Raw genomic sequence first — 14449 nt, 5'->3', positions numbered from 1 at the left:
CTCATGTTAGACCACATAAATAATCCACCGCTTTATAAGACATTTTCTGAATGTTTGGAATTACCTGTTTGAGCTTCTGTATCAGCTCTGCCTCTTCTTGGACCATTTCATCGAATTTCTCAATTAATAGAACACTATTTGATAATTCTTCGATACCAAGCACCAGCTTTTCTTCGCCAAAAATATCTCTTGCTATTCCTTTGGACTTCACGCTGTATCCAAGTACCATCGTCGGAACGTAGTTGGAGTAAGCAGCAATGGTAGCGTGTGTGCGTGCACCAACAAAAAATCTCATTCTAGCGATATAACCTTTATATTGAATCGCTGTTAAATGATCCGGCAAAAGAATAATTCTACCTGTATGCTTGTAAGTTTCATAATAGCCTTTTAACACCTCATAATCATTGTTCCCATTTATAATAACGTGCGGAGTTAAGGCAATCGTCATATCCGTTTTACTCAATATATGCCGTATCAGCTCGTCGATCGCACCCTGCGATTGTTTATTCCGTTTCCATACCAACGGACTAAAATTAATTCCAACTGTGTTTCCTTCCTGCCACCCTTTTGGCAAATCCAACTCTTCTTTTTCCATAGTGAATGCAGGATCTGCACACAGCTTTACGTTCTTAAGGCCTTTACCGATTAGCATATTGTAGGTCAATGACTCACGAGATAAAATTAGATCAAAGAGCTTTAAATCCTCCAACTTTCTTTCCGACATATCTTCTTCTCCGATCGAACATCCCCACAATACAAGTTTTTTCCCTTGTTGTTTTACTCTCCTGTCAATTTCATACCATCCTGGCTGCTCACCATAGCAATAATTGTCTCCACCTATAGACATGCAAACATCCATATTTTCAATATTTTTTATAATATTGTTATGGATTTTCCCGAGCGCATAAGATTCATCCTGATAAAGTTTTACCTTTAGTGAAGATAAGAACCAATCATACGAGTATTTTTTTATTTCAAGTTTAGAACCATCATAAATACCATCCAACTTGGCTATAATTTGATCGGTTTCCGGATTATTAGATGCTAGATACACCTTAGCGTCCTTTATCCTCTCCTTTAAAATAGCTGTTGAAGATCGAACGATCGCTTCACATCCTCGATTAAGACTGCCATCATGAGCAAACATCATTATTTTCATATTGTTATCCCCCTTACTTTTCTATTTCGGTATCTGCTGTACGCCGTTATTAAATAAATGCCTAGCAATGACTTTTGATCAATAAGATACAATAATGCTTTTTGATATTTCCCTAATTCTTCGTTCATTTCTTTGGAGTAGATCGGCAAAGCTTCCCTGACATCATGGTGCAATATCATCTTTTTAACATAATGTGTCTTGTCTTTAAATGGCATATTTGCCGAGGGTTCAAGATAAATATGTATGTAAGCCAATACGCTATGGATTAGTTTAATGGCTTTAAATTGTTGAATATTTACTTCACTAATTAAATTCGAATAACATAAAGGAAGCTCAGATTTATATACCTCAATAGCACGTTGAAAATAATCCTTTTGGGATACATTTCTAGTTGCACTCTCTTTTGTCTCACGGTAATGGTATCCGGTGTAATTAATATATTTCAGTTTCTTTGCATGACTAAAGAAAAAAATATTAAACATTCCGTCCTCTCCAAGAGCAACGTTGGCAGGGAAAACAATTGCATGCTCTTGAATGAGCAATTTTCGATAGATTTTGTTGCATGCTGTATTTAATTGATCACTCTTCAAGAAGAAGGGTAATATTTGTTTTTGAATTTCGCCCTCGGTTAGGACAACTTCACTAGGGAAAGGATACCTCGTAATAATATAATGACCATCAAGCTCACTTTCAAAGTTTGAAATTACTACATCACAATTCCCTGATACCGCTGCTGCATAAAGAATCTGATACATTTCCGGCTCAACATCATCGTCTGCATCAACAAAACCAACATATTCCCCTACTGCAGCAGCTAGCCCTTCATTCCTAGCAATGCTGACACCCTTATTATCCTGATTAATAAGAATAATCTGTCGATTATGTTTCTGATACTCTTCAATGATTTCCTTGCTATTATCCGTAGAGCCATCATTTACAAAAATAAGCTCATAATCTTGTATAGTCTGGTTTAAAAGAGACTCCATGCAGCGTTTAATATAAGGCTCAGCATTATAGACTGGAATGATCACACTTAGCTTTATACTCACCTCGCGATACTCCTCTCTTTCGGTTGAAACAAGCTATAAAGCTTATCAAGCTCATGACGATTTCCATAATCGACTTCTGCACATTTCTTTGACAAGCGCTCCCTGAGCTCTTGATCTCGATAAAGTTTTAGTATTCCATTCGCAATCCCATCGACGGATAATTCGGAAATAACTCCATCAACCTCATGGCTTACTTGGCTGTTTGCGGTAGCGTAATTCGTTATGATGATTGGTTTTCCCAATATCTTTGCTTCCGTAACAGTGACTGCTTTCCCTTCGTATCTGGAAGGCTGAACATATATGTCGCAAGCTTCGATAAAAGGATATGGATTTATTTGCTTACCTAGTAGAATAAAACGATCTTCCAATTTATATTCCGCTATCAAGTTTTGAATAATCACTTCATCTCCGCCGTAACCAACAATATACCAGACAATATCATCATATCCTTGGTCGGTAAGAAGCTTGAAGGCTTTAACTGCATTATCAATTCCTTTGGCGTGAGACAATCTGCCTACTGTGAGAAGCTTAAATCGTTTATCCGAAGTCATTGGATTACTTGGCAGTTTCTCTAATGCCATGCTTCTGATGAATTCAGGCGACATGATATTCTCGATAACTATCGTTTTATTTTTTAAAGTAGGATACTTCTCTAAAAATGAATCTCTGCACGCATCGGAAACTGCAATAATGTGGTCAAATTTATTCCACATTTTCAAATCCATATTGCTTATGGTATGGACAGTAGAAAAATCAGTATGTATCCATGCAAATTTTCTGTTGGCTTTAACTTTTTCTGCTACAAAATAGTGCGGCCATAAATAGCTAATCGCTATATCATATTCAGGTGTGAGCTTAGGAAGAAACGGCAGGGCATACTTCCACATTAGCTGTTGCTGAATATATCCCGATTCGGGTATTCCCTTTAAACTTCCAATTATGCGCGCATGAATTTTTGATAGGAGGCGAGCAATTCCTAAATGCAGCTGCTTCGATTTCAATAGGCTTCCAATACCTTTTCGGAAAGAAGCATATTGCGGAATCTCTTCGAGAAGATTTGCTCTATCATTTAGAAGCGACATAAAGTCTCCCTTATGCCGATACAGCATCAATTCGACATTAAAATAATCATATTGAAACTCATCCAGCATACCGGCAAGGCTTCGTTCTACCCCCCCAACCTCCATATCATAGGAAGCAATCAGCACGTTTTTCATCGTTATCCCCTAACTTAAAAAATCACATTTTATACGTTGTAGATTTTTTTTTGGTTTTCCTCCATACCCACAAAAATGGACGAAGAGGAAAGTACAAGAAATGAAGTTTCTTAGGAAGAGGTAACGTTTCGACGTCTTCCGGATAAGGAAATAGAAAACTTGCAATAAACTGTATTTTTTGTGGAATTGTCAGTATGGCAAAAAGATATCGTTCATGATAGCTTCTAATTTCTTCTGGAATCGGCGGGGAATGTAGATTAACCAGCCGATTAATATAAAACATAGCATCCTCCGCGAGCCAATATGCCTTCCTTCCTGCAAGAAGAGGCTTCATTTCATCGCGAAGAGGCGAAGATAATAAACGTGCTGCGAGTAATATTGCCTGCCCACCAATATGGGAATAGTTATGCTTGGAAAGCAGCCGGTTCAACTTTGGCCAATCAAGCTTCTGATTAACTAGCTGTTTAATATCTAGCAGCCAGCGAAGTCTAGACCAACCATGACGAGCACCATGAGAAACAAGAAACATAAAGAGGTCTTCTCTTCCTAAATAATAAATCGGACGGCTAATTAAAGCGCTTTTTCGCTTACGGCTCCATAGATCATTAAAACTTGGCTCCTTAGAAGGAGCTGGGTTCAATCTCCAGTGCAATTCTACCTTTATACCTTTTTCGGGATGCACAAAAGTAGTATGATGATGTCTCCATTTCCAATCATTTAACACCGAAACAATATATTCATCCTTCTCATACCCAAGGAACACCAGAAGTGCTTCTGCCTGATCAAGTTCTTTGAGTGGTATAAGGAGATCGAGGTCACAAGAGGTACGCAGCGATACGTCTCCATATAAATCCGCAGCAATAACCGGCCCCTTTAAAAACAGCGAACGTAGGCCACGTTCAGAAAATTCCTTTGCAAGTTGTTCCATCTCTCCACTGAGCGTAAGCATCTGCAAGGTATTCCGATAATAGTCACGCTGAAACATTTGGGTAACAAACACCGGGATTTCTGCTGATTTCAGTTGCTGAAGCTTGCGATTGATAGTTGGAAACACCCGATGATGCCTAACAAGCTCGATAAACCGGTCCCAATCCGCATTTCGCAGCAGCTCCTGATAATCGAAGGACTGATCCGCTTCATCGTCTGACGAAAGAAAAGCGAGCATTAATCGTAATTCGTCAGACAGTTCTTCATTATGGAGAGTAACGTTGTTATTCATGAATATCTCCTTCTAACTGATTAGCCAATAACGAACAATAATTTAAATATTGTTCTATAAAACGAACATAGATACAGATTATCACCTAGCCTAATATCTGTCAATAAACATTCCATACATTCACTAATCTTTTAGAAAATAACGACTTAATCTGCTAGAATGGAAGAGTTAAATGTTTAGACTTAACAAATAGGGAGGTTGAAAGCTAGTGCAAAATATTATCGTGTATGGTGCTGGCGGTCATGCAAAAGCCGTAATCGATACAATTGAGAGAGAAGGTCTGTATCAAATTGTTGGCTTACTGGATGGATTCAAGCCAGTTGGTTCAATTGTTTACGGTTATGAAGTTTTAGGAGATGAAAACTGGCTAGCAGCAAACCTTGATATCATAAGCTGTGGTTTCGTTGCTATTGGAGATAGTTGGCTGCGTTCTACTATTGCTAAGAACATCTCACATATTCATCCTCAATTTAAATTTATTAAAGCTATTCACCCGGCTGCCTCTATTGCAAGAGGCGTTAAGATCGGAGATGGAACAATTGTTATGGCTGGCTGCGTTGTTAATAGCGATACAACAATAGGAGAACATTGCGTATTATATTCTCAATCGACGGTAGACCATGATTCCACTCTCGGCAACTGCGTGACCTTAGCCCCTAAAGCAGGTACTGGTGGAAATGTAACCATTGGCGATTACTCCGTCATTTCTTTAGGTGCAAATATTGTGCATAGTATTACGATCGGTGAGCATACCGTTATTGGAGCCGGGTCGACTGTATTAACCGATATCCCTTCCTATAAGGTCGCATACGGAACACCTGCCAAATCGATCCGATCAAGAGAAACTGGTGAACGTTATCTTTAATCATTTGTTTAAGCCGATTGAATGCTCTTTTCCTCTGCTCTATCGAAAACATCATTCATGCAATCAATTACTCTTACTTGATCAATTAGTGTCATGCTCGAACCGGAGGGCAAACAAATACCACGCATAAATAACTGCTCACAAATAGATTCATCGCCTGCGTGAGCATAAAATCGGCAGTTTTCAAACAGCGGTTGCAAATGCAGAGGTTTCCATAGCGGACGCGCTTCTATATTAGCTGCTGTAAGTGCATACAGAAGCTCAGAAATTGTCGTGTTTGTCTCCATTTCATCCAGTACTAAAGTAGTAAGCCAGCGATTGGATTTGGTATTCATTAATTCAGGCATAAAGCTAATGCCGCTACGGTCCGAGAATGCACCCACGTAGTTCTCGAATACCGTTCTTCTCGCTGCTACTCGATCATCCAGTACCTCTAATTGAGCTCTGCCTACACCTGCTAATAAATTACTCATTCGATAGTTAAAACCCATGCTGCTATGTTGATAATGTGCGGCAGTATCCCTTGCTTGCGTAGCTAAAAAACGAGCCTTTTTTAAAAGCTCCACATCGTCTGATACGAGCATGCCGCCTCCCGATGTCGTTATAATTTTATTTCCATTAAATGAATAGATGCCAAACTTTCCAAAGGAACCGCTTTGCTTGCCTTTATATGTGGAGCCTAGCGATTCCGCAGCGTCCTCAATTAGAGGAACTTCATACTGTTCACATAATGAAATAATCTCATCCATCTTTGATACTTGACCGTATAAATGAACAACAATAACTGCTTTCGGCAGCTTACCTTTACGATTTGCATCTTTAAATGCATGTTCCAACGCTACTGGTGACATGTTCCAAGTATCTGGCTCTGAATCAATGAATATGGGCTCAGCTCCGCAATAACGAATCGGATTAGCACTTGCGACAAACGTGAAGCTTGAACAAAACACGATGTCTCCTGCACCTACTCCGAGTAGTTGTAATGATAGATGTATTGCCGCCGTACCCGAACTCACTGCTACCGCGTCTGCAGTACCTGCGTAAGCTGCTAACTGCTTCTCAAAAGCATCAATATTGGGGCCAAGCGGAGCAATCCAATTCGACTCAAATGCATCATCGATATAACTTTTCTCCTTCCCGCTCATATGAGGAGGGGATAAATAAATCTTTTTCAATTCATTCGCTGACACGTTGCCACACATCCTTTTTTAGTATTTCAAAATAAAAAAACCACCTCTCGAGCGTATAAAGCTTGAGAAATGGTTTTATCCTTCACTATTTGTTGTCGTTCCTTGAAAAACAGGCATGGTCACATAATTACCATTTGATACACCTTCAGATTTAATAACCTTCTTAACTGTAAGCAGCAGTATCTTTAAGTCTAATTTTAAATTTTGATTTTCCACATACCACACATCATACTCAAATCTCTCTTCCCACGAGACCGCATTTCTACCATGAATTTGAGCCCAGCCTGTAATTCCAGGCCTGACAAGATGGCGCTTAGCTTGCTTTTCGTTATATAGAGGCAAGTACTCCATAAGCAGCGGACGCGGCCCAATCAAGCTCAAATCTCCTTTGATTACATTAATAAGCTGCAGAAGCTCGTCAAGACTAAACTTGCGCATAAAAATCCCAAAGGCCGTCAGCCTTAAATGATCAGGCAACAGCTGGCCTAAACTGTCTTTCTCCGATGTCATTGTTCGAAACTTATAAACAAAAAAAGGAACGCCGTACAGACCTGGACGCTGCTGCTTGAATAAAATTGGTGAACCAAGTTTAAATCGTACCAACACTGCAGTTATTGCAATAATAGGCGATAAAGCTATTAATAAAAGACAAGAAATAATGAAATCAAATAATCGTTTTGGCATATGTATGGACTCCTGTATTTCATTCTATATACTAGTTACCGCGATGATAGCAGCTGTCTCATTTTTGAAATCATTTTTGGACCAACAAATCGGCTTACAACTCTTTTAACTTCACCTCTCATACGAACATGGGCAGGAAGCCATGATTGGGCAAAATGATGGATGGTATGACTGTCATTCGTTATGTAATTCCCCCCGTTAATATAATCATACGGGCTAAAGTATGTACGCGGATAAAAAGTAACGCCGTTGCTCAACACCTGATACTCACCATTTAACTTTAGATCATGCTTCCTGCAAATTTCAGATATGACTGCTGTATTGGTAGTCAAATCTAACGAACCATCTGATAGCAAAAAGCTTCGACTATCGTAATTTTTTAACAACTCATTAATCCATATATGCCCTTTCTCAGCACCCATCGTACCGGATTGTAGAAATTTCTCATCTTCGAATCCAGAGAAGGCCTCGTGATACAGAAAAGTATTTAAGGGTTTTATAACTTCCACATCCGTATCCAAGTAAATGCCGCCGTACTTATGAAGAGCATACAGGCGAACATAGTCACTTACAAAAGCATATTTTTTAGCCTCGTAAGCTTCCTTTACATATCGATTAGTAGAAATATCAAAATTGTCTTCATTCCATTCCATCACTTGATAATCAGCTAAATGTTTCTGCCAGCTTCTCATGCATTTTACAATCTTCTTTGGTTTCTCTCCTCGCCCGAACCAGCAATAATGGACAATTCGTGGTATCTTAATTATTTCGTTCATTTAATTCCCTCCTAAAGCGGCCATTTCAGATAGTCACTTTTGTAAACCAAATCCAGCGCAATAACACATTCATAAAAATAAAATAAAAAATAAAAAACTAAAATAACAATATATATAAGCTTTTGATCCTTCTCACGAAAAACTTTAATTAACCAAGGAATTAGAATGAGCTGATATAAATTAAAATAAATCGCCAATCTTGCAAATAGCCAGTTTTGGGTAGAAATAATCATTAAAACAACGCCAACTAGTGAGATATTAACCAAAATATCTGATTTAGGAAATAAGTACTTTAACTTTTCTCTTCCAAAAAAAGCGATAACAAGTGGAATAATCCATACGATTGCTCTAAGTACATTAGCTCCACCTTCTTTGAAACTATCATAATGACCATACTGGGTATCTTTAATCGCCGAAAATAATAGCTCAGAAAAAGCATTAAAGCCTACAACGATAAGAACAGCTACAGATAAAAGCAAGAAGGTTGTTTTTGTCCATGCTTTTCTACGCACAATAAAATACATCGGGATCATTATTAGAGCACTTTGATGAAAGAAAGAGGCGAATATTACAATCGAAATATAAGGCTTCCATTTGCCTTCTAGTAAATATTTAGTTGCAGCAAAAACGATAGCAGCTGCAAAGAACTGCCTTATTCCGTTCATAGAAATTGTAAACGTACCTGTCGTTATATATAGATATACGCTTAACTCAAATAATCTCGTATATTTATACAAGACGATTACTATCAGTACGTTTGTTAGCACTCCGGTCGTTAAAACAAGAATTTGCGGATCATCCGATATTTGCTTTAGCAGCATTTGGAATATATTAAAACCTTTGTCTTGGCTTCGGAGAACAGTGGTCCAACTAAAATCACCTATTGAATAGCTATGCATATAAAGAAATGTATCCCCAATGTTTATCCGCAAACCCGATACCGTAGCAAGTGCAAGTGCTGCTATTATAGCTAAAAATTTATTTGGTTTAATTAAAGCAGGGGCTAGCCCTGCTGGAACCGAAAAATATCTAGCAGTAAGAGCAACTGTGAATACAATAACCAGGGTGAACCACAGTATCGTCATATTATATAATCCCTCCTTTACAATCATTTTCGCACTTGCTAACCGTGACTTTTCTTAATAGTAACCGTTGTTTTACTCGTATTTTGAATATAAATGTAAAGCAGTACCCCTAAAGGAATTGCTAACATTGTGATACCTTTACGAGGCGACTCTTTAAGAAAGTTTTTATTTCGAATAATGATACTGCTGGAAACATAATGAATTGCCTCGCGAATTCTCTCTTTCAAGGATGGAGCATATAACATCGCAACCTTTCGAAAGAATGAGAACCCATGTGGATTTTTCTTATACTGATTAATGATATTTAAGCTAGATCCGTCTTGCATATATTCAACGACACACAGTACCTCATTCATGATTAGTAATTGATAATCCTGATCGATCAAAATGTATTTGTATGATAAGGGACAATATTTCTCACCTACGAATAAAGGGTATGGCGGATATTTTTTCATAATATCAGTACGATATACCAGCTTTTTATCACCTTTTACTGAATGCAAAGCATATAAATCGCTAAGGGTTGATTGTTTCACATGTTCAGGAAGCCTAGTACCAATTATCTCGTTATCCTGAGAGACGTCTAAGCCTACTATGCCCGCGTATTGCTTGCTGCCAGATGTCTTCCAAAATTCAGTTATTTTCTCCACGGCATCATCTGCTAAATAATCATCCGAATCAATACAAACATTAAGCTCTGTTTCAATTCGTTCATAAGCAGCATTATGAGCGCCGTGCATTCCTTGGTTGTTTTGATAATGATATTGAATCGGTATTTGATTTTCCTGAACCCAACTCTCGATTAGTTCCTTCGTATTATCCGTAGATCCATCATCAACAATGAGCCATATAAAATCTTTGCAGCTTTGACGTTTCAGACTCTCATAGCAAAGATGCAGTGTATATGCCCGGTTATAGGTCGGTGTAAAAACAGTCAACATCGGTTTCAAAATATTCCCCCCCCTCTTACCTTAAAACAGCCGTGGGCATCTGATTCATATAATAGTCAGATAACCATTTTGCCATTGTAGAAGTATCGTATCCTTTTTCTCTCAAAGAGTCCGATGTGTCCACATGCCCAGGGGAAGTATTAATAATTTGCTCAGCCCAATAATCAGCCGTTTGCTTTAAGCTAATAAATTGAAGCCTACCTGTTACATCTGTCTCCGTAGTAATCGTATCTGAGATAATACTTTGTATTCCTGAAGCTTGTGCTTCTACTAGAACAACGGGTAATCCTTCAAATAAAGAAGGGAACAAAAAGATATCCATTCCCTGCAAGAGATTGGAGACATCCTTTCGTACACCGAGTATCTTCACACAATTTGTTAAACCTAATTTCTCTATTTTTTTCTCAATCGCATTTCTCAAATGACCCTCACCAACTAATACCAACATTGAATTAGGTTTTTTGTCATGAACGGCTTTAAAGACGTCTATCAAAAAATCATGGTTTTTTTGTTCAGTGAACCTTCCAATATGACCAATAACTAATCGATCTCCTGCCGAGAGCTCCGCTCTTATTTCATCACGAATAGTTTGATTAAATGAAAACTGGCTAACATCAACAGCGTTATTTAATACAACTACTTTACCGGAATCAGCTATTTTTTTGCCGAAAAGCCATTTACCTGCTTTTTGTGAGCATGCAAAGTAGCTGCTAGGATTATCCTTCATCGTTAGTCTTGCATACAGACGGAATGGCAGCTTAATATCAATTCCCAGGTCACTTAAGTGACTATGAGTGATTCGGCAAGGAACACCCGCCTTTTTTGCTGCTTTTAGAATAAAACTACTATTCTCATTAATATGAGCATGAACGACCTTATAGTAAGGATGATCTATAAAGAATTGATCAAGACTTTTAAAATATTGAGAATAATTCCCAGGCCTAATCTGCGGCATTCGATAAATTTTACCACCTAATGCTAAAATCTCTTGATCGTAATGCCCTTCAGCTTGTCGATGAACGATAAAGTCAAACTGAATTTTGCTTCGATCCATCTGACGGTAATAGTTTATTAGCATCGTTTCTAAACCGCCACGATTCATGATCATTACCACTTGCAAGATTCTTACTGGTTGCAACTTTAGCCCCCCTTATATTTTTTATACGCATCCAATTTACAGCCGTCAGCATCAAATAAATACCTAAAGAGAATTTATTTTTTGCACATAAAAAAAACATCCTCCACACTAGAGGGCAATAAACTTCATCAAATTGCATGAAAGAGTTTCTTATCCGCTTCCCATTCAACATCATTTGCAAAGCTTTTACCTTTGTGAGCATTGAGGATGATTTTTTATTACTCATGATGTTGAGACCAAGTCCTATTACATTCATACAAATCCGATTGTGAAAAGCTATTTTATATTCATTCTGAAGCTGCTTTTCTTCTATAAAAGACTCAATTGAACAGTAGAGCTTTTCGAACTTCTCTGCGAGCATTGGGTTATAAGTGGATGTAATTGAATTAGTATTTGCCCGCCAATAATGATAAAAAGGACGATTCAGAAACAAAAAAGATTCAGCATTATAAAAGACATGAATGTTGAAGAGTGTATCCTCATTACTGCCTATGATGCTGAGATCTTTAAATTTCACCTTATTGTCTTTCAGCAATGACGTACGATAAAGTTTTGACCACACCGTCCCCCAAGCATCCAGATACTCGGGATTCGCTACTTCTTCCTTTAATGGACCAACAAGCCGCCTTAGCATAACCGTTTGTACCTCATCCATAAGATACAATTGCTTGTCAGGCATGTTGAAGCGTTTTTCCTTCGAATGTGTCCCAAATTCCCTAATATACGTACACATCACAATATCAACGTTTTGTTCCACAGCGCATTCGTACATTTCTTCATACATTTTTAAATTTACCCAATCATCTGGATCAACGAAACCGATGTACTCCCCATTTGCTGCCAGCACACCATCGTTTCGTGCAGCGGACACACCTTCATTTTCTTTATTAATAACAATGATTCGTGAATCCCGTTCCGTATATTCCTTAAGAATGCTTAAGCTGGAATCCGTAGATCCATCGTTTACTGCAATAATTTCTATGTCAGATAAGCTTTGCTCTAGCAAGCTATTCAAGCATCTATCCAAATACAGCTCCATATTAAATATAGGCACGATGATACTGACTTTGGGATTCATTTTGTTCCCCCAACATAAAGGACTTGTATATTTCATTAAGCTCTAGCTTGACCTGAAGCAAACCATATTTCTGTACCATTTGAAGGCTAAACGCCCCCATCCGCTGCCTCATCTCCAACGATTCACTCAGCTTCCTAAGCCGGTCAGCAAATAATGCCATATCGCTCGGCTCCAGCACGAATCCATTCTCGCCATCTATAACGAGCTCTGAATGCCCTCTATTCCGCGTGGCAACAATGGGCAGCCCGCAGGCCATGGCCTCCATTAAATTGACGGGCAATCCCTCACGCAGACTGGATGCTACTGCGACGTCGCACATGGGCAGCAGCCGGTCGATATCTGTCCGATAGCCAAGAAAATGGACCATCGATCCAACTCCTAATCGCTCTGCCAGAGCTTGACTTTCCTCTAGTAAAGGCCCTTTACCAGCCAGCAGTAGCCGCCCATGCGGTACCGCCTCTTTAATTGCGGCCAACGCGTGAATGAGCAGCTGATGGTTTTTGTTTCGGTTAAATTCAGCAGCATAAAACATAAGGAAGTCGTCCGTGCGATAATCGAGCTCCTGACGCAATCGCCATTTATCAAGCTTTTGCATAGGCTTAAAATGTGTTGTATTTACGCCAACACCATGAACATGAGCGATCCGCTTTGCTTTAAATTTTTTGGTGACAGCGAGCTGATAATCCTCTGTATTGATTGTGATTAAACAGTCCGTCATGCTGGACAGCCTCTTCTCAATTGGATAATAAAGCATCCAGTTCAGGAGCGAGCCACCCTTGCAGAAATGAAAACCATGCGCGGTATAAATAACTTTTGTTCCTTGTTTTCTTGCCGGCTGTGCCGCGAGTCTTGCAAGCACGCCGCCCATTGGCGTATGGCAATGAATGATATTATAATCCTGCTGCTGAATAATTGCCTTCAGCTCTCGGTATGCTTTGACATTGTTAGAATGGAACGGTGAGCGCTCAATCGAAATATTAAATTTCCGGTCAACAAAAGGGAGCTCCAGCTCGCCCTTTGCGGCGATATGGACCTCCCACCCTTGCTGCTTAAACCATTCGAGAACAGGCATATGAAATGCCTTGAAATGATAATCAACCGTTGCGCAAAATAAAATTTTATTTGGCATGCTTCTACCATCCTATACTAGAATTATTTTCTAGCAGATTCTCTTTCAACCATTTGCGATAAATAGTTTAATAGCTCATAACGCAAATCCTCACGCTGAAGAGCAAATTCAATCGTCGTCTGGATAAAGCCCATTTTCTCACCAACATCATGACGCTTGCCTTCGAATTCATAAGCGTATACGGCTTCCATTAGGTTTAAAGCAGCGATCGCATCGGTCAGTTGTATTTCTCCGCCCGCTCCAGGCGATTGATTGCCGAGAATGTCGAAGATCGCCGGGTTCAAAATATACCTGCCCATAATCGCCATATTCGATGGCGCGAGCTCCTTGGACGGCTTCTCGACCAAATGTCTTACCCGGTGGAAGGATTCTTCCATAAGAGTGCCATCTACAATTCCGTAGCGAGATACAGCTTCGTCCGCCACACGCTGCACGCCGATAATCGATGTATGATACTCATCATATTTTTCGATCATCTGCTTTATACAAGGCTTCTCCGCTGAGATAATATCATCCCCAAGCAGTACGGCAAACGGCTCATCGCCAATAAATTTGCGAGCGCACCATATGGCGTGCCCAAGCCCCTTCGGCTCCTTTTGACGAATATAATGAATGTCCACCATATCCGCTGATTTGCGCACTTCACTTAATAAATCGTATTTATGTTTGGCAGTCAAAATTTGCTCCAGCTCAAGTGAGTTATCAAAATGATCCTCGATTGCCCGTTTTCCTTTACCCGTTACAATAATAATGTCCTCGATGCCTGATTCAATCGCTTCTTCCACAATATATTGAATAGTTGGCTTATCGACGATTGGCAGCATTTCTTTTGGCATCGCTTTTGTTGCTGGGAGAAACCTTGTACCCAGACCAGCAGCTGGTATTATCGCTTTTCTAACCTTCATAACTT

14 protein-coding genes are annotated in these 14449 nt (G+C 39.2%); 1 reads left to right on the top strand and 13 read right to left on the bottom strand.

The annotated features are described in order from the left end of the window. Position 1 precedes the first annotated feature (1 nt). From AC0VYE_RS08605 to AC0VYE_RS08590, 4 genes are read right to left on the bottom strand one after another with little or no spacing between them, the layout of a single operon-like run. The gene (locus tag AC0VYE_RS08605; RefSeq protein WP_475447280.1) at positions 2-1159 is read right to left on the bottom strand and encodes a polysaccharide pyruvyl transferase family protein; all 1158 of its coding nucleotides are present in this window, start codon (positions 1157-1159) and stop codon (positions 2-4) included. After that, complete coding sequence (locus AC0VYE_RS08600) at positions 1156-2208, bottom strand: glycosyltransferase (RefSeq protein WP_475447278.1); 1053 nt, start codon at positions 2206-2208, stop codon at positions 1156-1158. The genes AC0VYE_RS08605 and AC0VYE_RS08600 overlap by 4 nt, the downstream gene beginning before the upstream one ends. Next, positions 2205-3425 (bottom strand): glycosyltransferase, encoded by a 1221-nt coding sequence (locus tag AC0VYE_RS08595; protein ID WP_475447276.1) that lies wholly within the window; start codon positions 3423-3425, stop codon positions 2205-2207. Before AC0VYE_RS08595 ends, AC0VYE_RS08600 begins: the two co-directional genes overlap by 4 nt. Before the next feature lie 22 nt (positions 3426-3447). After that, positions 3448-4644 (bottom strand): nucleotidyltransferase domain-containing protein, encoded by a 1197-nt coding sequence (locus AC0VYE_RS08590; protein WP_475447274.1) that lies wholly within the window; start codon positions 4642-4644, stop codon positions 3448-3450. Between the two features lie 208 nt (positions 4645-4852). Between AC0VYE_RS08590 and AC0VYE_RS08585 the strand changes: the two genes are divergently transcribed. Next, positions 4853-5509, top strand: a complete 657-nt coding sequence (locus tag AC0VYE_RS08585; RefSeq protein WP_475447272.1) for an acetyltransferase — start codon at positions 4853-4855, stop codon at positions 5507-5509. A gap of 8 nt (positions 5510-5517) precedes the next feature. Here the strand turns inward: AC0VYE_RS08585 and AC0VYE_RS08580 are convergent, their stop codons facing one another. From AC0VYE_RS08580 to galU, 9 genes are all read right to left on the bottom strand, one after another. Further along, a complete protein-coding gene (locus AC0VYE_RS08580) occupies positions 5518-6654 on the bottom strand; it encodes an aminotransferase class I/II-fold pyridoxal phosphate-dependent enzyme (protein ID WP_475449488.1) in 1137 nt (378 codons plus the stop codon). 120 nt (positions 6655-6774) lie between these two features. Next, complete coding sequence (locus AC0VYE_RS08575; protein ID WP_475447270.1) at positions 6775-7383, bottom strand: sugar transferase; 609 nt, start codon at positions 7381-7383, stop codon at positions 6775-6777. A 35-nt stretch (positions 7384-7418) separates the two neighbouring features. Beyond that, positions 7419-8159 (bottom strand): glycosyltransferase family 32 protein, encoded by a 741-nt coding sequence (locus AC0VYE_RS08570; protein WP_475447268.1) that lies wholly within the window; start codon positions 8157-8159, stop codon positions 7419-7421. 11 nt (positions 8160-8170) lie between these two features. Further along, positions 8171-9244: an EpsG family protein gene (locus AC0VYE_RS08565; RefSeq protein ID WP_076267862.1), complete on the bottom strand. Its 1074-nt coding sequence runs from the start codon at positions 9242-9244 to the stop codon at positions 8171-8173. A 38-nt stretch (positions 9245-9282) separates the two neighbouring features. Next, the gene (locus AC0VYE_RS08560) at positions 9283-10194 is read right to left on the bottom strand and encodes a glycosyltransferase family 2 protein (protein ID WP_475447266.1); all 912 of its coding nucleotides are present in this window, start codon (positions 10192-10194) and stop codon (positions 9283-9285) included. 16 nt (positions 10195-10210) lie between these two features. Then, a complete protein-coding gene (locus AC0VYE_RS08555; protein ID WP_475447264.1) occupies positions 10211-11296 on the bottom strand; it encodes a glycosyltransferase family 1 protein in 1086 nt (361 codons plus the stop codon). Continuing rightward, the gene (locus AC0VYE_RS08550) at positions 11223-12347 is read right to left on the bottom strand and encodes a glycosyltransferase (RefSeq protein WP_475447262.1); all 1125 of its coding nucleotides are present in this window, start codon (positions 12345-12347) and stop codon (positions 11223-11225) included. Before AC0VYE_RS08550 ends, AC0VYE_RS08555 begins: the two co-directional genes overlap by 74 nt. 25 nt (positions 12348-12372) lie before the next feature. Beyond that, positions 12373-13539, bottom strand: coding sequence for a glycosyltransferase family 4 protein (locus tag AC0VYE_RS08545; protein ID WP_475447260.1), 1167 nt, complete (start codon positions 13537-13539; stop codon positions 12373-12375). A gap of 23 nt (positions 13540-13562) precedes the next feature. After that, complete coding sequence (gene galU, locus AC0VYE_RS08540) at positions 13563-14444, bottom strand: UTP--glucose-1-phosphate uridylyltransferase GalU (RefSeq protein WP_076267867.1); 882 nt, start codon at positions 14442-14444, stop codon at positions 13563-13565. Positions 14445-14449 lie beyond the last annotated feature (5 nt).

Source organism: Pristimantibacillus sp. Z349TD_6 (assembly GCF_056173205.1).
This window is presented reverse-complemented; position numbering and strand designations above follow the sequence as displayed.

Coding starts and splice junctions, on each gene's coding strand:
- AC0VYE_RS08605 (WP_475447280.1), bottom strand. CDS start 1,159: ATGAAAATAATGATGTTTGCTCATGATGGCAGTCTTAATCGAGGATGT.
- AC0VYE_RS08595 (WP_475447276.1), bottom strand. CDS start 3,425: ATGAAAAACGTGCTGATTGCTTCCTATGATATGGAGGTTGGGGGGGTA.
- AC0VYE_RS08590 (WP_475447274.1), bottom strand. CDS start 4,644: ATGAATAACAACGTTACTCTCCATAATGAAGAACTGTCTGACGAATTA.
- AC0VYE_RS08580 (WP_475449488.1), bottom strand. CDS start 6,654: ATGAGCGGGAAGGAGAAAAGTTATATCGATGATGCATTTGAGTCGAAT.
- AC0VYE_RS08575 (WP_475447270.1), bottom strand. CDS start 7,383: ATGCCAAAACGATTATTTGATTTCATTATTTCTTGTCTTTTATTAATA.
- AC0VYE_RS08570 (WP_475447268.1), bottom strand. CDS start 8,159: ATGAACGAAATAATTAAGATACCACGAATTGTCCATTATTGCTGGTTC.
- AC0VYE_RS08565 (WP_076267862.1), bottom strand. CDS start 9,244: ATGACGATACTGTGGTTCACCCTGGTTATTGTATTCACAGTTGCTCTT.
- AC0VYE_RS08555 (WP_475447264.1), bottom strand. CDS start 11,296: ATGAATCGTGGCGGTTTAGAAACGATGCTAATAAACTATTACCGTCAG.
- AC0VYE_RS08545 (WP_475447260.1), bottom strand. CDS start 13,539: ATGCCAAATAAAATTTTATTTTGCGCAACGGTTGATTATCATTTCAAG.
- galU (WP_076267867.1), bottom strand. CDS start 14,444: ATGAAGGTTAGAAAAGCGATAATACCAGCTGCTGGTCTGGGTACAAGG.